The sequence below is a fragment of the Proteus sp. TSJ240517 genome, assembly GCF_047921575.1.
Classification (GTDB): domain Bacteria; phylum Pseudomonadota; class Gammaproteobacteria; order Enterobacterales; family Enterobacteriaceae; genus Proteus.
Genome location: NZ_JBLRMH010000004.1, coordinates 138,066 through 162,215 on the forward strand (window position 1 = coordinate 138,066; position 24,150 = coordinate 162,215).

Below are 24,150 nucleotides of genomic sequence, written 5' to 3' on the forward strand. Positions count from 1 at the left end.
CGTTTTTATTTGTTAGCTTGTTATCGTAATGCTATCTCAACGCGTTTTAAGCCTTGTGCTATTTACCTATCCATTCATAGTGAATTCAGGAAATTACTTGCAATGACACAGACTTTAAATCAGTTAGAGTATCGCGATGAATTTATTCGTCGCCATATTGGCTCATCACCAGAACAGATTAAAGAGATGCTCAGTGCTGTTGGCGTCTCCTCATTAAATGAATTAACTCAAAAAATTGTTCCAGATAATATTCAATTAGAAACACCACCGAATGTGGGTGCAGGGGCAACAGAGCAAGAAGCCTTGGCTGAATTAAAAGCGATCGCCAGCCAAAATAAACGTTTTACTTCTTACATTGGAATGGGTTACGCACCTTCTTTATTGCCTCCTGTGATTTTGCGTAATTTATTAGAAAATCCAGGTTGGTATACCGCTTATACACCTTATCAGCCAGAAGTTTCTCAAGGTCGTCTAGAATCACTATTGAATTTCCAACAGGTTACAATTGATTACACGGGAATGGATCTCGCTTCCGCATCGTTGCTAGATGAAGCAACGGCCGCAGCTGAAGCAATGGCAATGGCAAAACGTGTAAGCAAATTGAAAAATGCGGATCGTTTCTTTGTCGCTGATGATATTCACCCTCAAACCTTAGATGTTGTCAGAACGCGTGCAGATACTTTTGGTTTTGAGGTTGTTGTTGATAAAGCTGAAAAAGTATTAGAGCTTGAAGGTGTCTTTGGTGTGCTATTACAACAAGTCGGCACAACGGGCGAAGTTCATGATCACAGCAAGTTATTAGCCGCACTAAAAGAGCGCAAAATAATTACCAGTGTTGCCGCTGATTTAATGGCGCTGGTGGTTCTCACTGCGCCAGGTCATCAAGGTGCTGATATCGTATTAGGTTCAGCGCAACGCTTTGGTGTCCCTATGGGTTACGGTGGCCCACATGCGGCATTCTTTGCTTGCCGTGATGAATATAAACGTGCGATGCCGGGTCGTATTATTGGTGTCTCTCGCGATGCTGCGGGTAATCGAGCATTACGTATGGCGATGCAAACGCGTGAACAGCATATTCGTCGTGAAAAAGCGAACTCGAATATTTGTACATCCCAAGTTTTACTTGCCAATATCGCGGCTATGTATGCGGTTTATCATGGGCCAGAGGGGTTAAAAACCATCGCTCAACGTATTCATCGTTTAACGGATATTTTAGCTGTGGGTTTACAACAAAACGGTATGGTATTACGCCATAAAACTTGGTTTGATACATTAACGATTGATACCGCAGATAAAGCCGCTGTATTACAACGTGCTAAAGATGCCGAAATTAACTTACGTACCGATATTGTGGGTGCTGTAGGTGTAACACTAAGCGAAATTACAACGCGTGAAGATGTATTAAAGCTTGTTGAAATTATCAGTGGTAAAGCATTCACTGGTGATATTGATGCACTTGATAAACAAGTTGCCTCCTCATCAGTATCAATTCCTGCTTCTATGCAACGTAAAGACACTGTGCTGACACATGAAAACTTTCATCAGTATCACAGTGAAACAGAAATGATGCGCTATATGCATCGTTTAGAAAATAAAGACTTAGCATTGAATCAAGCGATGATCCCATTAGGATCATGTACGATGAAACTTAATGCTGCTGCTGAAATGATCCCTATTACATGGCCTGAATTTACAGAGCTACATCCATTCTGCCCAGCCTATCAAGCGAAAGGCTATCAAGTGATGATTGGACAACTGTCCAATTGGCTTGCTGCATTAACGGGTTATGATGCGATGTGTATGCAACCAAACTCGGGTGCGCAAGGTGAATATGCGGGCTTATTAGCGATTCGTCGTTATCACCAAAGCCGTGGTGAAGGTGCGCGACATATCTGCTTGATCCCAAGTTCAGCACACGGTACTAACCCAGCTTCTGCTCATATGGCTGGCATGACAGTGGTGGTGGTCGGTTGTGATGATAACGGCAATATCGATATTGCAGACTTAAAAGCCAAAGCAGAAAAACATCAAGCTGAACTCTCTTGTGTGATGGTGACATACCCATCAACGCATGGTGTTTATGAAGAAGGTATTCGTGAAGTTTGTGAAATCATTCATCAATATGGCGGACAAGTTTATCTTGATGGTGCCAATATGAATGCGCAAGTGGGGATCACAACACCGGGCTTTATTGGTTCTGATGTTTCTCACTTAAACTTACATAAAACCTTCTGTATTCCTCATGGTGGAGGTGGTCCAGGAATGGGGCCTATTGGCGTGAAATCACATTTAGCGCCATTTGTACCAGGTCATTCTGTTGTTGAAATGGAAAATGTCACTACACAAGGTGCTGTTTCTGCGGCTCAATTTGGTAGCGCTTCAATACTACCGATTAGTTGGATGTATATTCGTATGATGGGCGCACAAGGGCTTAAACAAGCAAGCCAAGTGGCAATCTTAAATGCGAACTATATCGCACAACGTTTGAAAAATGATTATGACATTCTTTATGCTGGCGCTGATGGTTATGTCGCACATGAATGTATTATCGATATTCGCCCATTAAAAGCGAATTACGGTATCAGTGAAATGGATGTGGCTAAGCGTTTAATTGATTATGGATTCCACGCTCCAACTATGTCATTCCCTGTTGCGGGCACATTAATGATTGAGCCAACAGAGTCTGAAAGTAAAGTTGAAATTGATCGCTTTATTGAAGCTCTGCTTTCTATTCGTGCTGAAATTGCACAAGTAGATAAAGGTGTATGGCCAATTGATGACAATCCATTAGTTAATGCACCTCACACACAATATGAATTAGTGCAAGAGTGGTCACATAGTTATAGTCGTGAATGTGCGGTGTTCCCAAGTGAAGCAACGAAACAAAGCAAATATTGGCCAGCGGTTAAACGTCTGGATGATGTGTATGGCGACCGCCATTTACATTGTTCATGTGCGCCAATTAGTGACTATGAATAAGCTTTAATCTAGCTATATTCTTAAATTTAAATACCGATGGTTAAGTTAGCCATCGGTATTTTTTATTTAACAAATTCAGCATTGAATAGATTACTTCAGCCAGCCTTTTTTCTGTGCCTCTAATAATTGAGGGTAGAGATATTGCCAAAATTCAGGCCACTGTTTTTCAATAAACAGATTACGTGCTAATACTTGCTCTAAGCGGATATTATTTTCGACCCAGCTTTGACCTTTATTATGTAAATTCATCAGCATCGGCATGGTGCGATCAAGAATATTAGCAAACTGAGATTCTGGTGTTTCAGCCGCATCATATTCCAGCCATAAATTGAGGAAATATTCACTTTGTGGGGAAGGCAATAAAGAGAAAATACGTTTTGCGGCTTTTTGCTCGTGCTCTTTAATCGCTTCGCGAGCGGCAACGTCATAAACCATCACATCGCCAGCATCTATTTCGACGATATCGTGAACAAGGGCTAATTGAATAGCTCGTCCCATATCAATGTCACCCGCGTAAGGCTGAAAACTCATTGCTGCAACGGCAAAGTGCCAACTATGTTCTGCGGTATTTTCGGAACGACTATTGTCTAATACATTATTTTTACGATAAACACGTTTTAGTTTATCTAACTCCATAATAAAGTTAATAGTATCAGAGAAGGGGCCAAATGCCCCTTTTGGTAATTGTGTCATAAAAGTCCGTATTGGTTATGATAAATAAGAATTACTCTTCTTCTAAAGAATAAGGCAGTGGTTTAATGGATAAACGACTGATGTTATCGTCTTGAACTCGAAATACACTATCTGGCTCCATATCGTTATTCATAACAACTTCAGCCAAAATAGTATTATCAGCCATACGTACAGCGCTTAATACCGTTCCTGTTTTACGCCATTTATCTTCGCCTAATTGCCATTCAACGCTACCACCAATCTCTGGCAATTCAGTACCACCACCTGATAACAAATACATAGCACGTTTATTTGCGCCTCTGAATTTCGCACGAGATACCATCTCTTGCCCAGTATAACAGCCTTTTTTAAAGCAGATACTCAGCGGTAATGCTTGCAGATTTGTTGCTTGAGGTAAGAATTGCTCAATATTTGGAGTATCAATAATAGGATATCCAGCCTCAATATCTAAGGCTAACCATTGTTCACTATTACTGGTTTCTGCTTTTAATGTTGTTGCAAGATTTTTTGCTGTTTCTTCGTCTGTTACGATTAAAAAGCGTTCAGTAGGTAAAGGTAATTGCAGTATATAAGTATTATCGTGATTAACCACTTCGTTTGCTTTACGAGGGATATTTGGAAAGTAATCTGCTAATGCAAGAGCAGCACCTTGCCCTGCTAATCCTAATAAAACGCTATCTGTATTTTCAGCTAAGGTTACTTTTGAAAATACAGCATATTTTTTTAATTCAGCAAGTTGTTTTTGTGCGACATTTTTACGCAAAATATAAGCAAAACCCTCTTGCTGGTGGAATAAGCGAAGTGTACTCCACATTTTACCTTTTGCTTCACAGTGTGCAGACAATGCATGTGTTGTTGTTGGAAGTGCTGCAATATCCGTTGTTAGTTGACCTTGTAGATATTTTTCACTGTCAGCACCTGTTGCTGTTATCAGTGACCATTCATCTAAAGAAACCAGTGTTAATGGCAAATTGATTGCTGCATGAGGGCGTTTAGCCTGAGTAGAATTTTGAGTCATGATGTCACCAGCTATTAAATTAATCAGATACATCAGTTATGGTAAAAGAGTGGCAAGACAATGCAAGTCATTATTATTTTTAACGCACGGAAAATGAACTTGATAAATAACAAATGAAAGCATGTTCAATAGGTTGTCTATGAGACTAAACCTGCAAACTGTGATCATTTTGATGTTAAAAATTTTGCGATAAGACTATTATCAATGCTAGGAAGAAATAGTGGTATTTCTTGATTTGAACAATGTAAAGAGCAGAGTATGACTATCGATATAGAGAATAAAGCACGAATTAACTGGGCATGTCGTCGTGGAATGCGTGAACTGGATATTTCTATCATGCCTTTTTTCGAGAATGAGTACGATACGCTATCTGATAACGATAAAGCACTTTTTGTTCGTTTACTAGAGTGTGCAGATCCTGATTTATTTAACTGGTTAATGAATCATGGACGCCCTGATGATGATGCGCTCTATTATATGGTGAAATTAATCCAAGATCGCAATAAAGCTAGAATGGCAGAGATCGTTGATAAATATTAATAAAATAGATTATCAAATCAACGATAGGATTAAATAGTAATTAAGATTGATTAAAAATGACGCCTTTATTTTCTCATCAAATAAAGGCGTTTTCATTTTTTATGTAAAAATTTAATAATATTAAGGATACTCTAAAATTTACTGAAATAAAAAATGTAGTTGCGTTAAATTTGCGCACTACCTCTAAAAATGATCGCTTAAATCGTCTTTTTTTGATGTTTTTCGCTTTATACTTAATAAATCAGGTATGCTGACTTTATTAAAACAGCGATTAAGAAAGAATAGAAATTTCGTACTTATTATTAAGTTATATTTTTTTAATACATATTAAATCGAAAAAGTAACAATAAATAATTAAGCTAAAATATAAGATAAACTATTTGCAAGGTTAAGGAAGAAGTTACATTATAAATAGATTGGTCTTTATTATCTTTAACTTATTTATATTCGTATAGAATTATAGCAGGAGTTAATATAACTCGTGATTTTATGGAAGTCGCACCTCACAGTATCATGGTTTACTCAACTCTTCTCAACAGTTGCTTATGTTGCCTTTGAGATCGGTTTACTGTTGTATCCATGGCCTCCTGATTTTATTTATGTTTGGGTTCCATTGTTACTTTTCTTGATAGGTGGTTGGTATTTCACACAAAAGAATATTAGTCGTATCAAAGGGGATTTTATTTTACTGAATGGCAACCGAATTCAATGGAAACTGCATGAATGGCAAATAACAAAACGCCCTTGGATCAGCCGTTTTGGTGCTCGAATAACGTTAACCTCTATTCTAAATAAAAAGCAAATCACGTTATGGGTTGCTTTTGATAGTATGACTGAAAATGAGTGGCGTAACTTTTCTCAGTTATTGATGCAATATCCAGATATTTAATATCTGGATATTAAATTTATAAATTTTCTTCTACTTCACGCAGAATTTGCATACACCATTGTGATAAACGTTCATCAGTTTCTTCAAATTGGTTTACGTCATCTAATGCAAGACCAACAAAATGTTTACCATCACCAGATAAAGGTTTTGGGCTGACAAATTCATACCCATCAACAGGCCAGAACCCAATAAACTTAACACCACTTGGTAATAAATGATGGTAGAGCATACCCAGCGCATCAAGGAACCATTCGCTGTAATCAACCTGATCACCCATTCCATACATTGCAATAAGCTTATTTTTTAAATTTAATGTCGGCAATGTATCCCAAATATTGAGCCAATCTTCTTGGATCTCACCAAAATCCCAAGTTGGAATACCTAAAATAAGGATGTCATATTGTTCCATAAGCGTGATATCACACTCTTGAACATTATGAAGATCAACGAACTCTTCACCGAGAATATCACGAATTTTTTCTGCTGCCATTTCGGTGTAACAAGTGCTGGAACCGTAAAATAGACCAATTTTCATAAAGGTTTTTAGGATATTTTTGCCAATAAAGGTCACTATTGTACCAGAAAAATTTTTTTATAAGGCATAATGTAAAGGCGATAAGCTAAAGAGAGGGAGAGTAAGACTGTGTCACAAACCAAATTATCGACAAAAAAGGCAACTCATATCAATGAAGATACTGATATTATCATTGAACAATTTCTCGACAATATTTGGTTAGAGCAAGGCTTATCTGCAAATACGCTCAGCTCTTATCGCTTAGACTTACAAGCATTAGGGCAATGGCTTGCACATCACGAATTAGACTGGTTATCAGTCACTACTTTGGATTTGCAATCCTTTCTCGCAACGCGTTTAGATGAAGGCTATAAAGCCAGTAGTGCCGCGCGTCTACTCAGCACAATGCGTCGATTATTCCAGTATCTGTATCGTGAAAAATTACGTTTAGATGACCCAAGCTCATTACTGTCAACACCTAAGCTTCCTAAGCGTTTACCAAAAGATTTAAGTGAGCGACAAGTTGATGATTTACTCAATGCCCCTTGTATTGATGAGCCACTTGAATTGCGCGATAAAGCAATGCTTGAAGTCCTTTATGCATGTGGGCTTCGTGTTTCTGAATTAGTGGGATTATCCCTCTCTGATATCAGCTTACGACAAGGCGTACTACGTGTTATTGGTAAGGGCGATAAAGAACGATTAGTTCCTTTAGGTGAAGAAGCTATTTACTGGCTGGAGCAATATCTGCAATATGGAAGACCCACTTTAATGCAAGGAAAAACAGACGATATTGTTTTTCCTAGCTTAAGAGGGCAAAAAATGACACGCCAAACATTTTGGCATCGGATAAAACATTATGCAGTGATAGCAGGGATCGATACGGAAAAACTATCACCTCATGTGTTGCGTCATGCATTTGCGACACATCTCTTAAATCATGGAGCAGACTTGCGTGTTGTACAGATGTTATTGGGGCACAGTGACCTCTCTACAACACAGATTTATACCCATGTTGCAACAGAACGCTTGAAAGCGCTTCATCAGCAACATCATCCAAGGGGATAGCCGCTAAAGAGCAGGCGTTAAATAGGAATTCAAATGAAAAAGAAATTATTCTGGTTGCCAATATTATTAAGCATGGTGTCAATGCCTGTGCTTGCTGACAATGCCTCAATTGAAGCGCAACTGGCTAAAATGCAAATTAAAGCAGAAAGTATCCAACCTACACCGATTGTTGGGTTAAATGCGGTGTTATCAGACAAAGGTATTTTTTATATTACGGATGATGGTAAGTATCTAACAGCGGGCCCTATTTATAATATCAGTAATGGTGAGCCAGTCAGTATTGCCAATCAAATTATTATGAAAAAAGTAGATTCACTTAAAAATGAAATGATTGTCTATAAAGCACAAAATGAACGCCATGTGATCACTATTTTTACTGATATTAGTTGCCCCTATTGCCAAAAACTTCATCAAGAAGTACCCGAATTGAATAAACAAGGAGTGACAGTACGCTATTTAGCGTTTCCTCGTAATGGCATTAGCAACAATATTGTGAGCAAAGAAATGAATGCTGTGTGGTGTAGTGGCTTCCCTAATAAATCATTAGACAGTGCATTTAAAGGTGACAAAATTATTGCGATTGATGATTGCAAAAAAATCAATATCAATGAACATTTTAAATTAGGCACTATGATGGGGATCCAAGGCACACCTGCTATTGTATTACCTAATGCTAGTATTTATGGTGGATATATTTCTGCACAAAACCTTGTTGAATTATTAGATAAAAAAGAGAAGTAATTACGTTTTATGGTCACTATTGAACCGACATTGCGTCGTCGAATTGCACAGGCAACTCAATTACCAGATAACTTAGATCCCTTATTACGACAAATTTATGCTAATCGTGGAATAACCTCTGAAGCTCAACTAGAACGATCGTTAAAAGGCTTACTTCATTATCAAGCATTAAAAGGAATAGAAACGGCAATTTCATTACTGATTGATGCATTACAGCAACAATCTCGTATTGTTATTGTTGGCGATTTTGATGCTGATGGTGCAACAAGTACCGCACTTGCGATTAAAGCATTACGCCAAATGGGATTTAAGCAGGTTAGCTATCATATCCCTAATCGCTTTGATGATGGTTATGGTTTAAGCCCTCAAGTTGTTCATGACGTTGCTAAAAAAGGGGTTGATCTCATTATCACTGTAGATAATGGAATTTCCTCTTTTGAAGGTGTAGATGCGGCTCATGAATATGGTATTCGTGTCCTCGTTACCGATCACCATCTACCGGGACAAACCTTACCTGCCGCTGATGCGATTATTAATCCTAATCTGACAGATTGTTCTTTTTTATCTAAATCATTAGCAGGTGTTGGCGTTACTTTTTATTTAATGACGGCATTAAGAGCTGAATTAGAAAAACAAGGCTGGTTCGAGCAACAAAACTTAACTCGCCCAAATATGGCGGATTTTCTCGATTTAGTTGCACTAGGCACAGTGGCAGACGTTGTTCCTCTTGATGAAAATAACCGTATTTTTGTTTATGAAGGATTACGCCGAATTAGAGCTGGACGTTGTTGTGTGGGTATTAAAGCGTTAACAGAAGTGTCTCGTAAAGAACTATCTCAATTGGTTAGTAGTGACTTAGGTTTTTCTTTAGGGCCTCGCTTAAATGCAGCAGGGCGTCTAGATGATATGTCGGTGGGGGTTGCTTTACTCTTAACTGACAATATTGGTACTGCTCGTGAAATTGCCAATGAACTTGATGGATTAAATCAAACTCGGCGTGAAATTGAAGCGGGAATGCAAGAAGAAGCCTCAACCATTTTTCGCCAGTTTATGGGCACTCAACATGATTTACCTAATGGTTTAGCGATATATCATCCCGAATGGCATCAAGGCGTTGTGGGTATTTTAGCCTCTCGTATTAAAGAGAAATTGCATCGTCCTGTTATTGCGTTCGCACCTAGTGGTGATGGTCTGTTAAAAGGCTCTGGTCGTTCAATTAGTGGCGTACATTTGCGAGATGCCTTAGAGCGATTAAATACATTAAATCCGGGGTTGATGGTGAAATTTGGTGGGCATGCAATGGCAGCAGGGCTTTCACTTGAAGAAGATAAATTCCCTTTATTTCAGCGTCATTTTTCGTTTTTAATGGCAGAGTTAGTTTCTGACGAGCAATTGCAAGGCGTTATTTTATCTGATGGTGAGCTAACAGAAAACCAGCTATCACTACCAATTGCGGAAATGCTAAGAGAAGCTGGTCCGTGGGGACAAGCTTTTCCAGAGCCTTTATTTGACGGTAAATTCACGTTATTACAGCAACGTATTGTGGGTAGTAAGCATTTAAAAATGATGCTTCAGCCCGTAAATAGCCATCTTATGATTGATGCTATTGCCTTTAATGTTGATATTAATATGTGGCCTGATAACAGCATTAAAATGGTTGAGCTAGCGTATCGATTAGATGTGAATGAATTTAGAGGGCAACGTAATGCTCAATTGCTTGTTGAGCACATTTGGCCTTGTTAATGCGAATAAATTAAACAATTTACTGTGATATAGAGAGTCACGTTGTTATGGTAACAACTATCTGATAGACAGTTGTATATAAATGCTATAAACCCGCTGATATATCCGTTACAATATGCGGTTCAAAATTTATTCCAATTGTTTTTGAAAACAACATAAAGACGAAAAAATATGTTTGAAATCAACCCCGTAAAACACCAAATTGAAGAAGTCTCTGAAAGAACGAATGTTCTCAGGGGGTATCTTTGACTATGATGCCAAGAAAGAGCGTTTAGAAGAAGTTAACGCTGAATTAGAACAACCTGATGTATGGAACGAGCCAGAAAGGGCACAAGCATTAGGCAAAGAGCGTTCATCTCTTGAGGCTATCGTAGAAACAATCGATCAGTTAGAGCAAGGACTAGAAGATGTTTCTGGTTTACTTGAATTAGCGGTTGAAGCTGATGACGAAGAAACATTTAACGAAGCTATTGCAGAGTTAGATGGTTTAAATAAAAAGCTTGAGCAATTAGAATTCCGTCGCATGTTCTCTGGTGAATATGACAGTGCGGATTGCTACCTTGATTTACAAGCTGGCTCTGGTGGTACAGAAGCGCAAGATTGGGCAAGTATGCTGATGCGCATGTACTTACGTTGGGCTGAATCAAGAGGCTTTAAAACAGAAATTATTGAAGAATCTGACGGTGATGTTGCAGGATTAAAATCAGCGACTATCAAAATTATTGGTGAGTACGCTTATGGTTGGTTACGTACAGAAACAGGTGTTCATCGCCTAGTTCGTAAAAGCCCATTTGACTCAGGCGGCCGTCGCCATACCTCATTTAGTTCTGCCTTTATTTACCCTGAAGTTGATGACAATATTGATATTGAAATCAATCCAGCTGATTTACGTATTGACGTTTATCGCGCTTCGGGTGCGGGTGGACAGCACGTTAACAAAACAGAATCTGCGGTTCGTATTACCCACGTTCCAACAGGTCTTGTTACTCAATGCCAAAACGATCGCTCTCAGCATAAGAACAAAGATCAGGCAATGAAGCAGATGAAAGCGAAGTTATACGAGCTGGAAATGCAGAAGAAAAATGCAGATAAGCAAGTAATGGAAGATAACAAGTCCGATATTGGCTGGGGTAGTCAAATTCGTTCTTATGTTCTTGATGATTCACGTATTAAAGATTTACGTACTGGTGTGGAAACGCGTAATACACAAGCAGTATTAGACGGTGATCTTGATAAATTTATTGAAGCTAGCTTAAAAGCGGGCCTGTGAGGAAAAACATGTCGCAACAGCAACAAGGTGCGGAGCAGGCACCTGATTTAAATAACGAACTGCAAACACGCCGCGAAAAATTATCCGCTTTACGGGATAATGGTAACGCATTCCCAAATGATTTCCGCAGAGATGCGCTGTCTGACGAATTACATCAAAAGTATGATGCAATGAGTGCAGAAGAGTTAGAAGCAGCAAATGTGGAAGTTTCTATTGCAGGTCGTATGATGACTCGCCGTATTATGGGCAAGGCATCTTTCGCTACATTGCAAGACATGGGTGGTCGTATTCAGCTTTATGTTTCTCGTGATGATTTACCAGAAGGTATCTATAACGAGCAATTTAAAAAATGGGATCTCGGCGATATCTTAGGTGCTCGCGGTCGTGTTTTCAAAACGAAAACGGGTGAATTAAGTGTTCACTGTACAGAAGTGCGTTTATTAACGAAAGCACTACGCCCATTACCAGATAAATTCCACGGTTTAGCTGACCAAGAAATGCGTTATCGTCAGCGTTATTTAGATCTGATTTCTAATGAAGAATCGCGTAAAACTTTCCAAATTCGTTCACAAGTCATGGCGGGTATCCGTCAATTTATGGTGAACAAAGGCTTTATGGAAGTTGAAACGCCAATGATGCAAACCATTCCTGGTGGAGCAAGTGCGCGTCCGTTCATTACCCATCATAATGCGTTAGATATCGATATGTATCTACGTATTGCACCTGAATTATATTTAAAACGTTTAGTTGTGGGTGGTTTTGATCGTGTATTCGAAATCAACCGTAACTTCCGTAACGAAGGTGTATCACCACGTCATAACCCAGAGTTCACCATGATGGAACTCTATATGGCGTATGCAGATTACCGTGACTTGATTGAATTAACTGAAGAATTATTCCGTACATTAACTGAAAATGTACTGGGCTCTTCATTAGTGAAATATGGTGATCAAGAGTTTGATTTTGGTAAACCTTTTGCCAAATTAACCATGAAAGAAGCTATCTGCAAATATCGCCCAGAAACCGTAATGGCTGATCTTGATGATATGGATAAAGCGGTTGCTATTGCTCAATCTATTGGTATTAAGATTGAGAAAAGCTGGGGCTTAGGCCGTGTTCAGTGTGAAATTTTTGAAGAAGTTGCAGAAAGCCACTTAATTCAACCAACATTCATTATTGAATACCCAGCAGAAGTTTCTCCACTGGCTCGTCGTAACGATGATAATCCATTTATTACTGACCGCTTCGAATTCTTTATTGGTGGTCGTGAAATTGGTAATGGTTTCTCAGAACTCAATGATGCACAAGACCAAGCAGAGCGTTTTGAAGATCAAGTTCGCCAAAAAGAAGCGGGTGATGCAGAAGCAATGTTCTTCGACCATGACTATATCACGGCATTAGAACACGGCTTACCGCCAACTGCAGGTTTAGGTATTGGTATTGACCGTATGGTGATGTTATTTACTAACAGTCATACTATTCGTGATGTTATTTTATTCCCAGCAATGCGCCCTAATAAATAATTGTTATTTTAAATAACTGTTATTTTAAATAAATGGTTAATTAACGAATAGCATTAACGAATATCAATATAGTTATAAAGCCACCGAAAGGTGGCTTTATTGTTTTTTAAAACAAATGGTTATCTTTTTTTCGATGATTAAATAATCATTTAAATAAAAAGGGGATTGTCGTTCAATCAAGGAGGCGTATAATCAAAAAAATCTAATGCGGGCGTAGTTCAATGGTAGAACGAGAGCTTCCCAAGCTCTATACGAGGGTTCGATTCCCTTCGCCCGCTCCAATTTTTCATCGTGAATTTTCTTGGCTCCATAAATTTGATTGCGTAATCTGTATACAACATTAAGTTGATATTTTACATATCTAATATACTAATCTTAACGCAGGAGGTTAAAATGGCTATTACAAGTAGTACGTTCGGTCGCACCATCCTGACGGGAAAAGATGCAGAACAAATGCTTAAGCAAATAAAGAACTCTAAGCCTAATGCTAATGCTAAACGTTCTTTAGAAAATGCACGTCAGAATCGCCAAAAAACAGTAAAAAATGCATAGTTTAAATTTAGGGTAGGTTGTTGAACTAAAATGGAATTATTATAACCTAACCTAATCATCCTTCCTTTAAATCAATATCATAAACATAAAAATTTTAGTGGTGGTTCAAAAGAATATCAACCGCTAAAATCTTTCATTCAAAAAGATGCCTTATTATTCCAAGATGGTTGTATCGCTCAAACATATATTGTAGCTGATGACAATATGCGAGAAGACAAAAATAAGCCTATCGACACTTTTCCTTTTAAAATACTAGGCTACATTACATTAACTTGTAGTCAGGTTAACCTTAAAGAATATGATTTAGGTGATTGTGTTCGTGCTAGTTCATATGAATTTTTACCAGCTGTTAAAATCGCACGTTTAGCTGTTGATTCTAATAATCGGACTTCAGGAATTGGTTCAATGCTTTTTGAATATGCATTGTTAATGTCACTGGATGATATTCGTCCTATGGTTGGATGTAGGTTTTTGATAACAGATGCTAAAAAAAGTGCTATGGAATTTTATTCTAAAAAGGGAATGGAATTGCTTGATACTGAAGAAAATAAGAGTGCAGATCACCCAATTATGTTTATTGATTTGTTTACGTTGATTGAAAGTTAATTGCGTCATTCTATCCTTGCTCTACTTTTAGCTAATTTAAGAATATTCCAAACCTTATTTTCCCCTTCAATTATCCTTTTATCTCTTTAATACTTCTTATTTGTTTTTCAAGTCACTAATTTTATAGTTTGTTGATTTTAAATGAATTTGTTATTCTCATGTCAAATTATAAAAAATGATAGATAAGTAACATTTTTGCTTCCTCCATCTAACTCTTTTTATGTATAGAAAATAAAAAACCAATTTATAAAAAACTTTAGTAAAAAATTAAAATAAATTGAAAAAGTGTCGATAAAAGTACATTACGCCCTATTGGGCTTACTTTATCTTGTTAGTTGAGAAATTCGATGCGGAAACTTCGTAACATTACTATTCGTCTGATGATGTTAGTCATACTGGGGACTTTATGTGTGCTATTTGGCGGTGTCAGTCTTTATAGCGCATGGGCGCTAGAGCAAATATCCAAAGGTAATCAATCTGATAATCAAATAATAAAACAAATGGCTGCGCTCAGTCAGGGAAATGATCAGTATTTTCGATTCACTTCTCGATTAAATCGTCTCGTTGAGGAAAAAGCAGAAGGCAAAGACGTCGATTTTACACAAGTACAATTGGCGATGGAAAATATGGAAAAACAGATCACGTATATGAAATCTGTTTCTCCAGGGCCGATGGATGAAAAAGTATCAAAAGAACTAATGGACGTATGGCAAGCACTTTTTGAACAAGGCGTAAAAAAGCAGATGGAATTAGCGCTCAATGGCACTATCGAGCAATATGTACATCATGCAAAAAATGTAACACCTGCGTTGAGTCGCGAATTAGGTAATGTAAGTGAAAACTTTAATAATGCCGCAAATATAAAAATTGATAGTACGATTGAAGAAGTGGATAACCTTATTGAGGTGACACAAATTGTTATTATTATTAGTGTCATTTTAGGGGGAATTATTCTGCTCCTCACTGATCGTTATTTAGTCGCTATGTTACAAAAACCACTCGAAAATATTCGCCAACATTTTGTGAAAATTACAGAAGGTGATCTGAGTCAGTCACTAGAACCTTTTGGTAATAACTGTGCTGGGCGATTAATACCGTTATTAAATGATATGCAAAATAGTTTGCATGAAGCGGTAAGTACGATCCGAATGGGAAGTGATAGTATTTATCGTGGCGCATCTGAAATAGCCAAAGGGAATAACGATTTAGCTTCTCGTACAGAAGAGCAAGCAACAGCATTAGAGCAAACAGCAGCAAGTATGGAAGAGATAACAGCTGCCGTTAACCAGAATATGGAACACGCTTATCAAGCGAGAGAGTTGGCTGAAGTTGCATCAGTGACTGTTGAAAAAGGCAATGAATTAGCTGAATCTGTTGTGACAACAATGGACGGGATATCTAATAGTTCAAGTAAGATTGCAGATATCATCAATGTCATTAACAACATTGCGTTTCAAACAAATATACTCGCCTTAAATGCGTCAGTGGAAGCGGCAAGAGCAGGGGCTCATGGTCGAGGATTTATGGTTGTCGCTAATGAAGTGCGTAATTTAGCAGGAGATAGTGCCAAAGCAGCTAAAGAGATTGAAGTCCTTATTGCTGATTCCACTGCGCGTGTAAAAAAAGGTGCAAAATTAGTGAGTGATATGGAAAACACGATGGAAGACATTTTGATGGGAGTTAAGCAGGTAACGTCAATAATGAAAGAAATCACTATTGCATCTGAAGAGCAAAGTAAAGGTATTGGTCAAGTGAGTGTAGCTATTACTCAAATGGATGGTGTAACACAACAGAATGCTTCTTTAGTTGAACAAGTTTCAGCGGCAGCTATTTCATTAGAAAGACAAACCGAAGAATTACAGTTATCGGTACAAAAATTCAATCTTGCTCATCGTTGATATAGAGAATATTCATAAAGTGTGTCTAAGGTGGTAAGTTTTTACTCTTTAGACGCATAAACATAATAAATCTAAAGTTTAAATTCTTATTATTCGTGCTTTTATTTAAAATTAGAAATAAGTTTAACTTAATCATTGATCGAGTATTGAAACAGTAATGGTTTATAATTTTTTTCATAAGGAACAGAAAATCATTATTCAAATTAAGTGAGCCATAAATAATAATATTATTTCGTTTATACTCAATCAATTAAAAAGTACTTTTTATTTCAACTTTCATAATCAATCAGTGATTATGTTAAAGTTTAAATCGATTTGATTTTTAAAGATATAGATATAAATCCTCTCTAATATAAATAATAATAGAGAGGGCGATGAAGAATGTAGCTTTAATGTTTAGAGTATTTTTTTTATATACTGTTCGGTCTTGCTTATAATATTTTGGTATTGAGGATGATCGATATAAGCATCATTGATGGTCTTATTTATATCGTGGATCACTATTTCTTTTTGTTTATCTGTCAAAGTCAATAACAAGGCTTTTAGAACTACTTTTACTGCTGCAATTTCATACTCTATATTGACAACTTTTTTTTCCATAAGATCCTCAAAAGAACGACAATTTATTGCTGTGTGATAAATTATTTTTATATTAATTAATTGTTTATTTAAATCCAAGAAAAAATTAAATTGATAAAAGAATATACAACTTTATCGCATTTTTCGTTAGAACAGTAACTGTGAGGATATTTGAGATGTAGGAAATAGACACTCAGTAAATTTAACTTAGCGTTGTGTGAATGAAAGAAAAATCACAGTATATCCTATACAAAATAATCAATAGGATACTATTAGTACCCTATAAGAATTAGGGGATAAATTTAATAGCAATAGAAAATATCGTTTTCATTAGGTTTGAATAAGCTTTTTCACATATTGCTCAGTTAAGTTAATAACTTCATTAAGCTGAGGGTATTTGTTAGATGTATCCTCAAGCACTATAGATATATTGCCCAACATATCTCTTCGTTGTTTATCATTTAGCGTGGAAAGTAAAGATTTGATAACAATTTTTAGAGCAGCGATTTCACATTCAATTTCTTTTAAATTTTTATCCATGACTTACCTGCCAGTATTTAATGGATGAATAATATAGATAATTTTTTTGTTTATCACAATTATAGAAGCATATTATTTAGATATGTATCGCACATTATGGCTAACGTTCTTACCTAATATAAATTATTAAAAATAATTATCAAATTTTAAGTTTTATATGTGGTAGTAGATTGAAGTCTATTGATATTTTCTGACTTTAGAACGAATAAGATAAATGATTAAATTTGATCTCAAGCCCGATTCTATTTAAATCACTTTATTTTTGGTTATATAACAAACAGTTTTTAATTGTAATAATAAAGTATATCTCTTAAAGATAATCTATTTTTGTCTTTTGTTATTAAATGTTGAAGTGAGCAAGATTATTATCACTTTTTATCTATAAAATGTTAAAACTTTTATTTGTCAGTAGAGATATTATAACCAAATAAATTAAATTAACTTTGATGTTCAAAAAAAGAGCTTATGTTTTTCACATAAAGCTCTTTTTAGTCTATTTGATTATTGATTATTTTGCTTCACAAAAGCCACGTAGGCATCAACCCAGTTTTGCATAAAAGTTGCTGTTTTCTCTGAAAACTGCCCATTCTCAACCATTCCGTCATACCATTTTAGATAACATTCAGGTTGATTTAGCGTCGGCATATTTAAGAAGGCTAATGAATTACGTAAATGCTGTTGAGCTATTGCCGTACTAATATTACCAATTGAAACACCAATAATACCGGCTGGAATTTCATTCCAAGCATTCGTTCCATAAGGGCGAGAAGCTTGGTCAATCGCATTTTTAAGTACACCAGGTATTGAGCGGTTATATTCTGGTGTGACAAAGATGATACCTTGGCACGCTTTTATTTGTTGTTTGAAATCGATAACAGAAGAAGGGGTATGACTGTCATCATCTTGGTTATAGAGAGGAAGAGCACTAATATCGATAAACTGACAGGTAAATTCTTGAGGAAATAACTTAATTAAAGCATGTGCTGTTTGTCTATTAAACGAATCTTTTCTTAAACTACCGACAACGATACCAATTTTAAAATGACTCATCTTAGTTCTCCTATTTGGAAGGATAAAATGAATATCAATACCGATATTAGATATTCATTTTTTGATTTTATCTCGGTATTAAAAAACAGCAACAAAATATAAGGGTATTTTTTACACGTAAATTACGTAAATAAATGATAAAATTAGTATTATTATTTTTATTATTATCTGGTATTATTCCATCAATATAAAAAACGATCAGTTTATATGACAACATTTTTACTAAATAAATCCGATATTCAATATTTGATGTATTTAGTGTGATGTAAGTAGTGTTTTAAGAAAAAATAAATGAAATGATAGGAACACTCATTGCAACCAAGGGTGTTAGCCTATTTATTTAGTATACAGTAGGTAATAGAAAATTATAATAAAATGGCTTAAAATGCGACAACTCATATGCTCTTATTTAAGTCTGATCGGAATTAAGGAAAAATGATGTCCTTATTACAAAATAAAAAGAATGTCCTCGCTGTATTTATGGCAACCAGCGTCCTCGCCCTATCTGGGTGTGCGTGGACTGATCACACTCGTCCAATTGAAACGCCAGCGCCAACACAAACCACACAGCCTGTAGCAACTACTCAACCAGTGGCTGTTGCACAACCGCTTTCTATGGCACCTGCAGCAGAGCCTGCTGATAGTGGCGTAGATGCAAGAAAATTGGGGCTAGCACCACAAAGTGCTTGCATTAAACAACTTGATTCTTTGAAAACTTTTTCTCCATCTGACTATCAATCCATGATGAGTTCATTTAAAGAAATTAGCGAAATCAATGCGATGTACCGTAGTGTTCAAGGTACAGCAAGTAAAGATAGCTTAGATTTATTGAAAATGAGTATTGAATCAAAAACAGAAGTTTTATGTGCAAAAGTTCGCTATTTGTCGATTATGTCAGTTAATTCGACATTAAAAAAATTAGGTGAATAATTACTATGAAATTAAAGCAGAGTGTTTGTCTCGCTTTTATGCTGTTTCCAACACTATCGTTTGCCAATAATGAGTTTAATTCTGTTATTGAAGATTTTGACCGTTATTTTGAAACGCAAGAGCCAATTAAAATTGAGCCTAAAACATCTGCTACAATTTCATCGTCAACGAGAGCTGGTCAGGCTAATCGTGGAGTAAACCGCACCACAACAGCGACTCAACAAACAAAACCAGAGCAACGAGTTAAACCTTCTACGCCAGCTAAAATAGATAATCAGGCAGTCGAACCTGTTAAGACTCCTGATATCACGCTGGCAGAAAATTGCCCTGTGTTACCCGCCAGTTATTCAAAATTAAAGAGTGATTACACTCGTTATTTAACGCCGTTGCTTTCATTTGTTCCGATTAAACCACAATTTACACCAGAGGATCTTAATCGTTATAGCTACCGAAATAATGTAACGGTTTATAACCCGTTAGCTCTTTATTCAAAAGAGAGTTATACAAGGCCTCAACGTAATGACAACTTCTTGTTAGATATTATTCCAGGAACATTTTATTCTGTTACGGCCATCCCTTTTCACTTTGCATATCAGTTCAATCGCTCTGTACTCGATCATAAACAACCTCTTTTTAATAAAGAGCTATTAAATCGTTTAGCTGATACGAGAAATAAATACCAAACGTTGTATCAAAAATACACTGAACAGGCAGCTATAACAAAAGAGCATTTGGAAAAACTTCAAAATGCCAATAACCAAATTAAACAACTCGAATTGACGCTGGCTGAAACAGAAGAAAAATTAGCTACGGCGAATAACTTACTTACTGATGACACGTTAAAACAAGCTGTTTCCAAGCTACAAAGTGATTTGGAAACAATAAAAAAAGAGCGTGACTTATTAGTTAAGCAATTAGCTGAAAAAGAGAACGTATTACAGGCTACAACAGTAAAAAATACAGAATTAGCAAAACAGCAACAAGATTTTGAAAAACAAGCAGGGATACTTAAAAGCTTAGAGGCGAAATATACTCAGCTTGAGCAAGACAAAGAGCAATTAGAATCTCAGTATCAACAGGCTCAGGCTCTGTTAAAAGATGATAGCGCCAAAAAAGAGATTGATAAATTACAAAGTTCACTTGAAAGCATAAAATTAGAGCAAGAGAAGTTAATTAGCCAATTAAATGAAAAGCAGACACTACTCGCTAAAATTGAACAAGAAAAAGAAGCTATACAAGCTCAGTATGTCGAATCTCAGCAATTGCTAAATAGTAACAATGAGCAAAAAGAACAAGAATTAGCTAATTTAGAAGCAGCAAAAAATAAAGAGATAGCAACATTAGAAAATTCGTTATCAACAATAACGACTGAGCAAGATAAATTAACGAAACAACTCACAGATGTACAAAATCAATTAGCAACAATAAAGAAAGAGAAAGAAGATGTGCAGACTCAATTTGCACAGGCTCAACTTTTGCTAAAAGATGACTCTGCGAAAAAAGAGATAGATAAATTACAAAGCACATTATTGAAGATCACGTCAGAACGTGAAGATTTATCTAAAGAACTTGCATTAAAAGTGGCAGAAGCAGAAAAGCAACAAGATGCTAATAGCAAACTTGTTGAGGAACAACGTAAAGAAATAGCACAATTACAAACACAGGTTGAAAAAAATAATCAGGAACAAACTCAACTTAATAAAACGCTTTTAGCTGTCCAGCAACAAAAAGAGCAGGCAGATGAAAAACTAAAAGCAATTCCAGAATTAAAATTACAGTTAGATAATAAAATAACTGAATTAGCTGATCTGAAAAAGAGCTTATCTGCGGGTGAAAAAGCCGTTGATAGTTTAATTACTGATAAAAATAATCTGATAGCTAAGTTAGAGAAAGCGCAAAGTGAGCTATCGAATAAATATCAAACATTAGATACACAATTTAAAGAGAATAATATCGCATTAGCTCAAGTCACCACAAGCAAAACAGAAAGTGAGAAAACGTTAGTATTGCTAGAAAAACAACTCTCTGAAAAGCAAAATACGACAGATAAATTGAGAGCTCAATTAGCTGAAGCGAAAGTACAATTAGAAAAACAAAATACAGAAAGTACACAGCAAATTAGTACATTAAAGCAACAGCAAACAGAATCTATTGCTAAATTAAATGAGCAAATTAAAGCAAAAGATGCTGAATTAGCGAAAGTTAATACAGATACTAGTAATATTTTAAAAGAAAATAAAACGCTAAAAGAGCAGCTTGAGAAAATGGCGGGCGAAGGGCAAATGATTGCAGGACAACTTGCTTATGCTTATTCGATTATTGGAAAAGATAATGCCCAGCGTAATAAATCCATTTTATCTGAGATCCAAAAACAGAATTACGTACAATATGACGACAATACCTATTTTAAAATTTTAAAACAGGGTAAACCCGTTACATCAATTGCGGGCAAAACAGTTGTATTTACTATGCATGAAGAGCTAACAGATGGCACTGTGACGCTTAATTATGATAAAGCTAAGCCTCTTATTTTACCTTATCGCCAATTACCACTACCATTGAATACCTTTATTGCCAAAGCAGGTATCAATGGTAAAGCTAAAATTTATATAAAACCAGGTGGTGGTTATGGGAAAAATGGTGTTCCAGGGCAAGTGCCTCCAGAGTCCATGTCTATCGTTACAATTGAGATCTTAGATATTAAATAGAATAATTAAAAGTTAATATCAGCTCTTCTCTTTTTATTTAGAGAAGAGCTGAAATTTTATTATCGCCATAAAAATTCATCGTTCTTTAAGCAAAGATCTCTTTCTAATAACCAAATTTTTAAATTTTGACAATTTTCAGGATTTTTTGGAATACTGTTTAAAATCTTCCATAGCGGTTTTATCAATTCTGAACGTGGTGTTACACCTTGGATATAATCTAGTGTGTTATTTATTTCAAAATTAAATACTGGTTCATTTTTCCAATTCTCTAAAAGTAACTTAATATCTTTTTGTAGTAGATCATTAATCACAATGAGTCGGACTTTATCTGAATTTAGTTTGATATTAATGTCATCTAAAGATAAAAAAGAATCACTTGTATTTGATAGCTGTTTTCTTTCGAATGACTTAATATTTTCACACTGCTTAATTTGAGACTCTAGCTCTCTTTTAGTTTTATAAAGTGTGAATAGTTGAGGGGCAAGATGCTGAACCCACCAAATAAATAGAGGCTTTATAACAGCTTGAATTAAGCGCATATGTTCATTGATATTGACAGTAGCTCTCAATGATTTATCCCAATCCATTGGGGTTAACGTAGAATTTGCTTGTTGCGTATGAAATGAACTTGCTAAGCCAACAACATCACGAATTTCTTCTTTAGTGATATCAACAAAACAGTATTTTTTTCGTAAAAACCAAGTGGATTGCAATAAATTGTCTAAGCTTTCACGACATAATACTCGAGATAATATTTTTATCTGATGTGCATTAACATCACATTCAGTGTCGCCGTTTTTATTAGACTGCAAAGAAAACTGTAGATCAAACAAATCATCTACAGTTTTTTTATCACTGGTTGCCATCATTTTTTTTAGTAAAGCTAAATAGTCATAATAATGGGCTTGTGGGGTATGTTTATTTTCTTTGATCACGATATAGAACTCACTCATAAGAATAAATTTCAAGTATTCTAACTATGAATGACTTTTAGATATTATGATATTCGGTCGGATTTTTTATAATTTTAATCTGATGTTTCTCGCTTTACTTGGTGTCATATTAAAACGACGATGGTAACTTTGTGTAAAGTAAGATTGGCTTGAAAAGCCTGACTCCATTGAAATATCAACAATACTCATTTCAGTAGTCAGCAATAGTTGATGTGCGTAAATAATTCTTCTTTCGCAGATCCATGTTCTTGGTGATGTGCCATAGACGTGGTTAAAAAGCTCTTTAAATGTTGTTAACCCCATACCAAATTCACGGGCAAATTGTTTTAGCTTCCAACTTTTTAAATGGTTTTTTTCCATAAATATTTTCAAGCGATCAACTTGGCGATGACTGAGTTGACGCAATAATGCCATTAAATCTGAACCTTGTTCCGTTGACAGTAAAAGAATTAAAAGCTCTTCAATTCGTAACCGTGTGAACGCTTCAGGGCAGGATTGGGCGGTGAGATATTCAAAACCATTGCTACAAAAGTGAATAAGAGGAGAGTTTTGAAAACAAATAAAAGCACTAGAAAATTCTTCATCCCTTTCTATATTACACAAAATATCGTTGTATTTTGACATGAAATCTCTTAAGAAATCATCTGAAAGGGGTATCGCAATAATCTCTACAGGATCGGCGCCTTGTGTTTTTAATGTGTAATTGCCCTGTTGTAAAAAAAGAACTTGATCTTGGTTTGCTGTGATTGTATCCGTACAGTTTTGCAAAATAAGTGCATTTTTCCGAATAAGGAAGAGAGCTTTTTGTTCATTTTCTAGTATTTGATATTGTGGATAGAAAAAAGATTTTTTTTGAATCGCACAATTGTTTTGATTATTTTTGTCACATTGCATTGTATTCATAATTCGCCCAAAAATTATTATATGAGTATCACTGTATTTTTATAATGATAAATATAAGTACATTTATAAAAACACTTCTTTATTATTGAGTGCTATTAAAAATAAAAAGGAGACTATTTTCTTTAATTTGATGATGTTTTTTTTTAGATATTAGACACTGCATTTTGTTTTGCTAATTTAAGATAAGTCATTTTGTTAATTTAATGTGGTTTGGTATAAATTGCAAAAGAAAATTAAATAAGAAAAAATTTTTATTTGAGACAATAAAGAATGGTAAGTGCATTTGTGTAATCAATAATTTACACTTATTTTTTCAAGTGTTAAAGTTTATATATAACATGGAGTTATTCTTACTTAGTTTTCTTTACAGTGTAAATAAATAATAGATGCATTTAAAAGATAGGTATAATCATTGTTTTTTTATTGTCGTTGTTTTGTTATTTTATTGTTGTG

General features: G+C 35.6%; 21 protein-coding genes and 1 tRNA gene. 14 read left to right on the forward strand and 8 right to left on the reverse strand.

The genetic code is table 11. The features are described 5' to 3' along the window. The first annotated feature begins 102 nt into the window (after window positions 1-102). The gene (gene gcvP / locus ACNARN_RS08565; protein ID WP_416304345.1) at window positions 103-2,979 is read left to right on the forward strand and encodes an aminomethyl-transferring glycine dehydrogenase; all 2,877 of its coding nucleotides are present in this window, start codon (window positions 103-105) and stop codon (window positions 2,977-2,979) included. 90 nt (window positions 2,980-3,069) lie between these two features. Here gcvP and ACNARN_RS08570 read toward each other — a convergent pair whose 3' ends face one another. Together ACNARN_RS08570 and ygfZ are read right to left on the reverse strand one after the other, a co-directional pair. Further along, window positions 3,070-3,672, reverse strand: a complete 603-nt coding sequence (locus ACNARN_RS08570) for an HD domain-containing protein (protein WP_198620801.1) — start codon at window positions 3,670-3,672, stop codon at window positions 3,070-3,072. A 31-nt stretch (window positions 3,673-3,703) separates the two neighbouring features. Next, entirely contained in the window at window positions 3,704-4,690 is a 987-nt protein-coding gene (ygfZ, locus tag ACNARN_RS08575) for a tRNA-modifying protein YgfZ (protein WP_416304346.1), read from the reverse strand. Between the two features lie 264 nt (window positions 4,691-4,954). On the opposite strand from ygfZ, the gene sdhE reads away from it, so the two are divergent. Further along, window positions 4,955-5,230: an FAD assembly factor SdhE gene (gene sdhE / locus ACNARN_RS08580; protein ID WP_036913402.1), complete on the forward strand. Its 276-nt coding sequence runs from the start codon at window positions 4,955-4,957 to the stop codon at window positions 5,228-5,230. A 481-nt stretch (window positions 5,231-5,711) separates the two neighbouring features. Continuing rightward, window positions 5,712-6,119 carry a protein YgfX gene (locus ACNARN_RS08585; protein ID WP_198620799.1) on the forward strand — a complete coding sequence of 136 codons (408 nt, stop codon included), beginning with the start codon at window positions 5,712-5,714 and terminating at the stop codon, window positions 6,117-6,119. Window positions 6,120-6,135: 16 nt separating this feature from the next. Here the strand turns inward: ACNARN_RS08585 and fldB are convergent, their stop codons facing one another. Then, window positions 6,136-6,654 (reverse strand): flavodoxin FldB, encoded by a 519-nt coding sequence (gene fldB / locus ACNARN_RS08590; RefSeq protein WP_416304347.1) that lies wholly within the window; start codon window positions 6,652-6,654, stop codon window positions 6,136-6,138. 108 nt (window positions 6,655-6,762) lie between these two features. Between fldB and xerD the strand changes: the two genes are divergently transcribed. The 9 genes from xerD to ACNARN_RS08635 all read left to right on the forward strand — a co-directional run bounded on the left by xerD (window position 6,763) and on the right by ACNARN_RS08635 (window position 16,034). After that, on the forward strand, window positions 6,763-7,701 hold the full coding sequence (gene xerD / locus ACNARN_RS08595) for a site-specific tyrosine recombinase XerD (protein WP_198625843.1): 939 nt from the start codon (window positions 6,763-6,765) through the stop codon (window positions 7,699-7,701). Window positions 7,702-7,734: 33 nt separating this feature from the next. Next, the gene (gene dsbC / locus ACNARN_RS08600; RefSeq protein ID WP_196533415.1) at window positions 7,735-8,442 is read left to right on the forward strand and encodes a bifunctional protein-disulfide isomerase/oxidoreductase DsbC; all 708 of its coding nucleotides are present in this window, start codon (window positions 7,735-7,737) and stop codon (window positions 8,440-8,442) included. A 9-nt stretch (window positions 8,443-8,451) separates the two neighbouring features. Then, window positions 8,452-10,185, forward strand: a complete 1,734-nt coding sequence (gene recJ, locus ACNARN_RS08605; protein WP_416304348.1) for a single-stranded-DNA-specific exonuclease RecJ — start codon at window positions 8,452-8,454, stop codon at window positions 10,183-10,185. Window positions 10,186-10,356: 171 nt separating this feature from the next. Continuing rightward, window positions 10,357-11,455, forward strand: a protein-coding gene (gene prfB / locus ACNARN_RS08610) for a peptide chain release factor 2 (RefSeq protein ID WP_109371064.1) whose coding sequence is annotated in 2 segments (ribosomal slippage) — window positions 10,357-10,431 and window positions 10,433-11,455 — 1,098 coding nt in all. Because the reading frame shifts where the segments join, the coding sequence is not laid out codon by codon here. An 8-nt stretch (window positions 11,456-11,463) separates the two neighbouring features. Further along, the gene (lysS, locus tag ACNARN_RS08615; protein ID WP_198620795.1) at window positions 11,464-12,978 is read left to right on the forward strand and encodes a lysine--tRNA ligase; all 1,515 of its coding nucleotides are present in this window, start codon (window positions 11,464-11,466) and stop codon (window positions 12,976-12,978) included. 207 nt (window positions 12,979-13,185) lie between these two features. Beyond that, a tRNA-Gly gene (locus ACNARN_RS08620) sits at window positions 13,186-13,259 on the forward strand. A 112-nt stretch (window positions 13,260-13,371) separates the two neighbouring features. Beyond that, window positions 13,372-13,530, forward strand: a complete 159-nt coding sequence (locus tag ACNARN_RS08625) for a hypothetical protein (RefSeq protein WP_196554920.1) — start codon at window positions 13,372-13,374, stop codon at window positions 13,528-13,530. Between the two features lie 204 nt (window positions 13,531-13,734). Further along, a complete protein-coding gene (locus ACNARN_RS08630; protein ID WP_232797517.1) occupies window positions 13,735-14,136 on the forward strand; it encodes a GNAT family N-acetyltransferase in 402 nt (133 codons plus the stop codon). Between the two features lie 347 nt (window positions 14,137-14,483). Then, a complete protein-coding gene (locus ACNARN_RS08635; RefSeq protein WP_198620793.1) occupies window positions 14,484-16,034 on the forward strand; it encodes a methyl-accepting chemotaxis protein in 1,551 nt (516 codons plus the stop codon). A 396-nt stretch (window positions 16,035-16,430) separates the two neighbouring features. Here ACNARN_RS08635 and ACNARN_RS08640 read toward each other — a convergent pair whose 3' ends face one another. From ACNARN_RS08640 to ACNARN_RS08650, 3 genes are all read right to left on the reverse strand, one after another. Beyond that, window positions 16,431-16,634, reverse strand: a complete 204-nt coding sequence (locus ACNARN_RS08640) for a hypothetical protein (RefSeq protein ID WP_198620792.1) — start codon at window positions 16,632-16,634, stop codon at window positions 16,431-16,433. A 309-nt stretch (window positions 16,635-16,943) separates the two neighbouring features. Continuing rightward, a complete protein-coding gene (locus ACNARN_RS08645; protein WP_109371058.1) occupies window positions 16,944-17,153 on the reverse strand; it encodes a sigma-S stabilization anti-adapter protein IraP in 210 nt (69 codons plus the stop codon). A gap of 501 nt (window positions 17,154-17,654) precedes the next feature. Further along, window positions 17,655-18,203, reverse strand: a complete 549-nt coding sequence (locus ACNARN_RS08650; RefSeq protein WP_198620791.1) for an NADPH-dependent FMN reductase — start codon at window positions 18,201-18,203, stop codon at window positions 17,655-17,657. 438 nt (window positions 18,204-18,641) lie between these two features. Here ACNARN_RS08650 and ACNARN_RS08655 point away from each other — a divergent pair, with 438 nt between their 5' ends. Then, window positions 18,642-19,133 carry a hypothetical protein gene (locus ACNARN_RS08655; protein ID WP_232797516.1) on the forward strand — a complete coding sequence of 164 codons (492 nt, stop codon included), beginning with the start codon at window positions 18,642-18,644 and terminating at the stop codon, window positions 19,131-19,133. A 5-nt stretch (window positions 19,134-19,138) separates the two neighbouring features. Then, window positions 19,139-21,841 carry a sugar transporter gene (locus tag ACNARN_RS08660; protein ID WP_416304349.1) on the forward strand — a complete coding sequence of 901 codons (2,703 nt, stop codon included), beginning with the start codon at window positions 19,139-19,141 and terminating at the stop codon, window positions 21,839-21,841. Window positions 21,842-21,900: 59 nt separating this feature from the next. Here ACNARN_RS08660 and ACNARN_RS08665 read toward each other — a convergent pair whose 3' ends face one another. Both ACNARN_RS08665 and ACNARN_RS08670 read right to left on the reverse strand, forming a co-directional pair. Continuing rightward, window positions 21,901-22,776, reverse strand: coding sequence for a T3SS regulon anti-activator ExsD domain-containing protein (locus ACNARN_RS08665; protein ID WP_311747757.1), 876 nt, complete (start codon window positions 22,774-22,776; stop codon window positions 21,901-21,903). Between the two features lie 84 nt (window positions 22,777-22,860). Then, complete coding sequence (locus ACNARN_RS08670; protein WP_198620787.1) at window positions 22,861-23,697, reverse strand: helix-turn-helix transcriptional regulator; 837 nt, start codon at window positions 23,695-23,697, stop codon at window positions 22,861-22,863. Window positions 23,698-24,150: the final 453 nt, after the last annotated feature.

Excerpts from the sequence above, each read along its gene's own strand:
- gcvP (WP_416304345.1), top strand. The coding sequence starts at position 103 with ATGACACAGACTTTAAATCAGTTAGAGTATCGCGATGAATTTATTCGT.
- ACNARN_RS08570 (WP_198620801.1), bottom strand. The coding sequence starts at position 3,672 with ATGACACAATTACCAAAAGGGGCATTTGGCCCCTTCTCTGATACTATT.
- ygfZ (WP_416304346.1), bottom strand. The coding sequence starts at position 4,690 with ATGACTCAAAATTCTACTCAGGCTAAACGCCCTCATGCAGCAATCAAT.
- fldB (WP_416304347.1), bottom strand. The coding sequence starts at position 6,654 with ATGAAAATTGGTCTATTTTACGGTTCCAGCACTTGTTACACCGAAATG.
- dsbC (WP_196533415.1), top strand. The coding sequence starts at position 7,735 with ATGAAAAAGAAATTATTCTGGTTGCCAATATTATTAAGCATGGTGTCA.
- recJ (WP_416304348.1), top strand. The coding sequence starts at position 8,452 with ATGGTCACTATTGAACCGACATTGCGTCGTCGAATTGCACAGGCAACT.
- lysS (WP_198620795.1), top strand. The coding sequence starts at position 11,464 with ATGTCGCAACAGCAACAAGGTGCGGAGCAGGCACCTGATTTAAATAAC.
- ACNARN_RS08625 (WP_196554920.1), top strand. The coding sequence starts at position 13,372 with ATGGCTATTACAAGTAGTACGTTCGGTCGCACCATCCTGACGGGAAAA.
- ACNARN_RS08630 (WP_232797517.1), top strand. The coding sequence starts at position 13,735 with ATGCGAGAAGACAAAAATAAGCCTATCGACACTTTTCCTTTTAAAATA.
- ACNARN_RS08635 (WP_198620793.1), top strand. The coding sequence starts at position 14,484 with ATGCGGAAACTTCGTAACATTACTATTCGTCTGATGATGTTAGTCATA.
- ACNARN_RS08640 (WP_198620792.1), bottom strand. The coding sequence starts at position 16,634 with ATGGAAAAAAAAGTTGTCAATATAGAGTATGAAATTGCAGCAGTAAAA.
- ACNARN_RS08645 (WP_109371058.1), bottom strand. The coding sequence starts at position 17,153 with ATGGATAAAAATTTAAAAGAAATTGAATGTGAAATCGCTGCTCTAAAA.
- ACNARN_RS08650 (WP_198620791.1), bottom strand. The coding sequence starts at position 18,203 with ATGAGTCATTTTAAAATTGGTATCGTTGTCGGTAGTTTAAGAAAAGAT.
- ACNARN_RS08655 (WP_232797516.1), top strand. The coding sequence starts at position 18,642 with ATGTCCTTATTACAAAATAAAAAGAATGTCCTCGCTGTATTTATGGCA.
- ACNARN_RS08660 (WP_416304349.1), top strand. The coding sequence starts at position 19,139 with ATGAAATTAAAGCAGAGTGTTTGTCTCGCTTTTATGCTGTTTCCAACA.
- ACNARN_RS08670 (WP_198620787.1), bottom strand. The coding sequence starts at position 23,697 with ATGAATACAATGCAATGTGACAAAAATAATCAAAACAATTGTGCGATT.